General features: G+C 64.1%; 7 protein-coding genes and 1 pseudogene. 1 reads left to right on the top strand and 7 read right to left on the bottom strand.

What is annotated here, in order from left to right; translation table 11 throughout:
• The 4 genes and pseudogenes from ACE3S9_RS13945 to ACE3S9_RS13930 form a co-directional block, all read right to left on the bottom strand.
• A pseudogene (locus ACE3S9_RS13945) lies at nucleotides 1–385 on the bottom strand (TAT-dependent nitrous-oxide reductase); the annotation flags it as partial.
• Nucleotides 386–452: 67 nt separating this feature from the next.
• Nucleotides 453–2681, bottom strand: coding sequence for a 4Fe-4S binding protein (locus tag ACE3S9_RS13940; protein WP_374547074.1), 2229 nt, complete (start codon nucleotides 2679–2681; stop codon nucleotides 453–455).
• 117 nt (nucleotides 2682–2798) lie between these two features.
• Nucleotides 2799–3167, bottom strand: a complete 369-nt coding sequence (locus tag ACE3S9_RS13935; RefSeq protein ID WP_374547073.1) for a cytochrome c family protein — start codon at nucleotides 3165–3167, stop codon at nucleotides 2799–2801.
• A gap of 87 nt (nucleotides 3168–3254) precedes the next feature.
• Nucleotides 3255–3563, bottom strand: a complete 309-nt coding sequence (locus ACE3S9_RS13930) for a hypothetical protein (protein ID WP_374547072.1) — start codon at nucleotides 3561–3563, stop codon at nucleotides 3255–3257.
• A 14-nt stretch (nucleotides 3564–3577) separates the two neighbouring features.
• Between ACE3S9_RS13930 and ACE3S9_RS13925 the strand changes: the two genes are divergently transcribed.
• Nucleotides 3578–4030 (top strand): hypothetical protein, encoded by a 453-nt coding sequence (locus tag ACE3S9_RS13925; RefSeq protein ID WP_374547071.1) that lies wholly within the window; start codon nucleotides 3578–3580, stop codon nucleotides 4028–4030.
• 32 nt (nucleotides 4031–4062) lie between these two features.
• Here the strand turns inward: ACE3S9_RS13925 and ACE3S9_RS13920 are convergent, their stop codons facing one another.
• The 3 genes from ACE3S9_RS13920 to ACE3S9_RS13910 all read right to left on the bottom strand — a co-directional run bounded on the left by ACE3S9_RS13920 (nucleotide 4063) and on the right by ACE3S9_RS13910 (nucleotide 5601).
• Complete coding sequence (locus ACE3S9_RS13920) at nucleotides 4063–4659, bottom strand: hypothetical protein (protein ID WP_374547070.1); 597 nt, start codon at nucleotides 4657–4659, stop codon at nucleotides 4063–4065.
• A gap of 100 nt (nucleotides 4660–4759) precedes the next feature.
• Complete coding sequence (locus ACE3S9_RS13915) at nucleotides 4760–4999, bottom strand: hypothetical protein (RefSeq protein WP_374547069.1); 240 nt, start codon at nucleotides 4997–4999, stop codon at nucleotides 4760–4762.
• 68 nt (nucleotides 5000–5067) lie between these two features.
• The gene (locus tag ACE3S9_RS13910) at nucleotides 5068–5601 is read right to left on the bottom strand and encodes a UbiX family flavin prenyltransferase (protein ID WP_374547075.1); all 534 of its coding nucleotides are present in this window, start codon (nucleotides 5599–5601) and stop codon (nucleotides 5068–5070) included.
• Nucleotides 5602–5607 lie beyond the last annotated feature (6 nt).

The raw sequence follows: 5607 nt of genomic DNA, 5'->3' as shown, positions 1-5607 counted from the left end.
GGCTCTCAAGAAATTTCTTGGTCGCGGGCGTCAGGCCTTCGGTGAGAATTTTACGGCTTTCATTGGTGATGCCCCAGCCCGTGGCGCTGCACCGGTTGAAAACCGGAATGCGCACCAGTTCGCGCATCGACGGCACGCCGAACACGCGCACCTCGCCAGTTTGGCCGGAGCTGCTGAAGCCATAATAGTCGTCGAGATCGCCGGGCTTCACTTCGGCGTTGAGCGAACCTGATTTGGCCGCTCGGGCCTCCTGCACGAAATTGAGATAGGCGGCGCCGCTCGAAAGAGCGGCGGCGCCGGCGACGGCCGTTCCGCCAAGAATGCCGCGACGGCTGACGCTCGGCGCCGCTTCGGAAGTCTTTGGATCTTTGCCTTGTTCGCTCATGGTCTTCTCCCCCGTATCGGCTTGCGACATTGGACTTTCAAAATGCGGCGCGCGGGCCGCGACAGCGTTACGGCGTCAACTGCGTTTCCGAGATTTTGCGGCGGGGCGGCAGAGCGTCCGGGCCGGCTCCTGCGCCGGATGTCGCCGAGACTCGCTCGCGTTTCAGGCGCCGCTGGATCATCACCGGGCATTTCTGGTCGTGGTGGTAGAGCATCTGGCAATGAAGGCACTGGATGCATTCGTTGGGATTGATGTGACCTTCGGGATGGATCGCCTGAACGGGGCACTCATTGCCGCAGCGCTGGCAGGGATTGCCGCATTCGCGATAACGCCGAAGCCAGTCGAACAGCCGCAGACGCGCGGGTATCGCCAGCGCCGCGCCCATCGGGCAGAGGTAGCGGCAGAAGGCGCGCTCGACGAAAATGCTCGCCGCCACGAGGGCGCCGGCATAAAGCGCAAACGGCCATTCGCGCGCGAAACGCAGGATGATCGCCGTCTTGAACGGCTCGACCTCCGACAGGCGTTCGGCGAGGCCGAGGTCGCTCAATGAAATGCCGAACAGCACCAGGAAGATGATATATTTGAGGGCGGTCAGACGCTGGTGCGTTCCGAAGGAGATTTTTAGCTGCGGCGCCTTCAGCCGCCGCGCCAGACGATTGGTCAATTCCTGCAAGGCGCCGAACGGACAGAGCCAGCCGCAATAGGCGCCGCGGTTCCAGAACAATAGCGAAGCGGCGGCGGCGAACCACAGAATGAAAATCAGCGGCGCCATCAGAAAATAATCCCAGCGGAAATCCGTGCGCAGGGCGCTGAGAAAAGCGAGGACGTTGACGACCGAAAGCTGCGCCTGCGCGATCCAGCCAATCCACACCAAGGTGAAGACCAGGTAGGAAAGCCGGACGCGGTCATAAAGAACCGGACGCCGCACAAGCCAGTCCTGAAAGAAAAAGATCAGCGTGAGCAGAGCGATGGCGACAAGCAGGATGCTGATTTGCACGACCTTGCCCCGCCACATGCTGTGCCACATCGCCGGTTCCGCCGACGACGCGGCGGCGGGCGCCGCAATCGGCTGAGCAGAGGGATTGGGCGCCGACGCGGCTGCGGGCGGCGCGGGCAGGGGCTTGAGATAAGCCTCTGGCATCTGGTAGTTGACGTCGAAGGTCAGGAAAGCTTTGTCACGCGAGCCATAGAGGCGCTGCGCCAGCAATTGCAGCCGCCACGGCTGCGCCGGGTCGAAGGCGGTTCCCGCTGGAATGCGAAAGAGGTCGACGTCGCGGAACTCTGGCGCCCCCGCCGCGCGAATGTCGCTGATCCGGGTATGGTCGCGATCGCGAAAGCGAATGCTGCTGTCGCCTTGCAAAACGTCGAAGCGATCGAAAATGCCGCCGCGCACATAGCCCGATCCCTTGAAGGAATAGGCGCCATTGGCCGCGACCAGGATCGCGCCCTGTCCGGGCGCCAGCGATTGGACGAGAGACGCATAGCCGGTTTCCCCCAGCAAGCTTTTGCCGATCGCGGGAACGCTGACGGGCGCCACATAAAGATCGATGAAGGACGCTGAGGGATCGTCGGACTCAGGATTTTGCGCGCCGTTTTCATTGCCGGCGCGTTTGTAGGCGGCGGTGACGTCGCCAACGGTCATGCTGAGGCGGCCAATCGCGCCTTCCTTGACCAGCGCGGTCCAATCATCCGGCGCGATGTGGGATGGATCCAGTTCCCGGGCAACCGGCTTGACCACGGCCGGTCCGGTCATGCCTTTCTGTTCGGCGACCTTGACCGCCGCACGCACCATGCTCTCGGCGATGACGGTCACGGTCACGGTCGCGCCGCTGACGATATCGACGGGGGGCCGGTCCGATTCCGCCTGACTCAACGAGAGGACATCGCGTCCGACATAACCGCGAATGAAAGCGTTGATCTTCTCGATCGGAATGCCAATCAGGACGATCGGCTCATGGTGCGCCATCAGGCGCGCGCCGGTAATCTTGCCGGAGGTCGAAAGGCCTTCGAGAATCTGGATCGGCTGCCCTGAATAGCCTGTCGAATTCACCCAGTCGGCGTTGACGAAAGCATAGCCGACGAGTTTGTCGCCCGCATAAACGCCCGCGACCGGCGGGGTCGATTCGACCGGGCCGTAGCGGTCTGCGCCGGGCGCGAGTTCGCCCGGGGGAACCTGGCCAAGATAGTGTCCCAACTGGCTGTCGAGCGCGAAGCCGGGAACGGCCAGGGCCGCCCACAGCAACAGGGCTGCCGCCTTCCTGAGGATAAGCTTGAGCGGGCGCACGATCTGGTCCATTGCTTCGAAAGCGCGCCGACCAAATTCGAATTTTCCGCGCGCCGATGACGCGAAGGGCTCGCGTCGTTCCTTGATGAGAAGCCGCCGCCGGGTCAGCGCGCACGGCCCCTCGGGCGGTCACTTCAATGTTGCGAGATAAGCGATGACATTGGCGCGATCATCGGCGGAAGGCAGGCCGGCAAAGGCCATCTTGTTTCCGGGAACGGCCGCTTTCGGGTCGGCGAGATAAGCGTCGAGCGTCGCCTCGTTCCAGGTCTTGTTCGCGCCCTTCATGGCTTCGGAATAGCTGTAGCCGGCGACCGTTCCGGACTGGCGGCCGACGACGCCGAACAGCGACGGTCCAAGGCCGTTCTTGCCCGCGACGGCCGTATGGCAAACCGCGCATTTGTTGAAGACGCGCTTGCCGGCGTCCGCGTCGGCGGCAAGCGCGGATGAGACGATCCCCATACCCATCAGAAGGGAGGCGGCGAGACGGATCACTTTCATAGGCATAGCCTTCGATAGGGGCGCGTGATCTGTCGCGGGGACGACCAAGCGACCCCCGCGATCATGACATCGTGGCGTGAGTATCAGTCATCGATCGAACAGCGCGAAACGATGACTACGGGGCGCACTATGGGTGATCCGAAAATGGTCGACAAACGAAATAAATTGCAGTTTAAGTTCAAAAATATTGCGGTCAGAACCCTGCTTTATTTGTGCAATCGCAACGATGCATCCGTCAAGTTGAAGTGTGATGGCCTGCTGTGCTTTTCTCTTCCGGCGCGCTGATTCCCGACGGTTCGGCGCGTCCGAATGGGGCGCCGCGCAGGCCGAGTGCGGCGCGCGGCGCGTGAATCCTCTGCCCTCGGACTCGGGAGCGGAATGAGGACGAAATGCCATTCGATGATCTCATATTGGCGCGGGCGATCCATGTTCTTGCGATCGTGCATTGGATCGGAGGCGTGGCCTTCGTGACGCTGGTCATCCTGCCGCTTGCGCGGCGGCGGTCGTATGCCGAGGGACTCGCGTTGTTCGAACTTGTCGAGCGACAGTTCTCGGCACAGGTCCGTTTTTCGATTCCCGTCGCCGGCGCGGCAGGCTTCTGGATGACCTGGCGCATGGACCTCTGGTCGCGCTTCCTCGATCCGCATTTCTGGTGGATGGGCGCGATGCTGGTCGTCTGGACATTGTTCGCGTTGGTCGTGCTCGTGATCGAGCCGTTATTCGAGCCGCGCTTTGAACAGATCGCGCACGCCAATCCGCAGGCGGCGCTCGAGCGTCTCACCCGCATGCATGTCGTGCTGCTTGGCCTGTCGCTTGTGACGGTGGCCGGGGCGGTCGCGGGCGCGCACGGATTCTTCTTCTGAAGTCCGGCGCAGGTTGTCATGGCCTCCTGCGCTCAGGCGGCGGGCAGCAGGCTTTGGGCCGTCATCCCCAAGGCGACGCGCGCGCCCTCCAATTGGCCCGGACGCGGGCTGGACCAGCCGATCTGCCGCGCGAGGGAGGCCAGTTTCCGGGTTTCGTGGCGCAGGCCCTGGATGCCGGCGCTCAAGGCGTCATGGTCCTCGCCCGTGACATAATCGCCATTGCGCCGGATGCAGATGCCGAGACATTCATGCTGCGCCTCGACTTGACCGCATGACGCGCAGCGCCATGTTTCAAGGCGCTCATCGGGCGGGATCGGCGGCGGCGGATCGCCTTCCTCGGGCGCCGCGCCAAGCAGGCGGCGCGCTTCAACCCGCAACGCCTCGTGGGAATGCGCGAAGCCTTCTTCCGTTTGGGCGGCGGCGGCGATGGCCCGCGCGAGGTCGTGAAGGACGTCGCGGCGCTCCGAAAGCGCCAGGAAATAGTCGAGCAATTCGGCGTGGTCCTCGGCGGTGACGACCATGAGCCGCTTGAAGGCGCAGGTCCCTTGGCAGGCTTCGGCATTACCCATCGATCCGCAGCCGATGCATCGCCATAAGGTCAGGCATTGCGGCCAGTCCGGCTCGGACATTCTCGATCTCCATCGCGGCGGCGATTTTGCGTCGCTCGCATCGGTCTAGGAAGAACGGCGGCCCGCGTCTTTGCTCAGGCGCATCCTCCCGCCAGCCCGCTCAGAGGTCGGAACCGGACGCGCCGCCGAGCCGTTCCAACGCGTCGTCGAGCGCGGCGCCGGCAAAGGCGAAGCACAGCGTCGCTTCGTCGCCGTGCAAGGCGGTGATGTCCGCGTCCAGAAATGAGAGGAGACAGGCCATGCTCTCGGAGGTCTGTCCAAAGCGCAGCCGGTCGCCGACGCGGGCTTGTCCTGCCGGAGCGAGGCGCGCCCGCCAGTGGTTGGCGTCGATCCGCTCCAACAGAATGGCCTCGACGCCACGGGATTCGTCGCCGCGAAATCGGCGGCCGCGCAAGACATGGTCCGCCATCAATCGGTCCTCGTCCGCATTCCGGTCTCCGCCTCACGTTCGCCGCCCCACGGCCGCGTCAGCAGCCGGAAAGCGTGGAGCAGGTCGATCGCACGCCTCGCGATCTGGTCGATGATGGCCTCGACATTCTCCGGTCTCAAATAAAATGCCGGCGTCGGCGGCATGACGATAGCGCCCGCTTCGGTCGCGGCCGTCATGGCGCGCAAATGGCCAAGATGGAGCGGCGTTTCGCGCGCCATGAGGACCAGCGGGCGGCGCTCCTTCAGATGGACGTCCGCGGCGCGGGTCAGCAGCGTGTCGGCCTGGCAATAGGCCACGGCCGCGAGGGTCCTCATCGAGCAAGGCGCGACGATCATCCCGCATGTCTGGAACGAGCCGGAGGCGATCGCCGCGCCGATCTCGCCGACCTCATGCCAGTGCGGCGCGCGGGCGCGCAAGCGCGGCAGGGCGTCTGGCGAAATCTCTTCTGCAAAGGTTCGTTCGGCGGCGCGGGTGACGACGACATGGGTCTCGGCGCCGAGCCCTTCGAGCAGGTCGAA

Source organism: Rhodoblastus sp., from assembly GCF_041915505.1.
GTDB lineage: Bacteria > Pseudomonadota > Alphaproteobacteria > Rhizobiales > Beijerinckiaceae > Rhodoblastus.
Note: the sequence above shows the minus strand (reverse complement) of the source record. Positions and strands in the feature narration are given on the sequence as shown.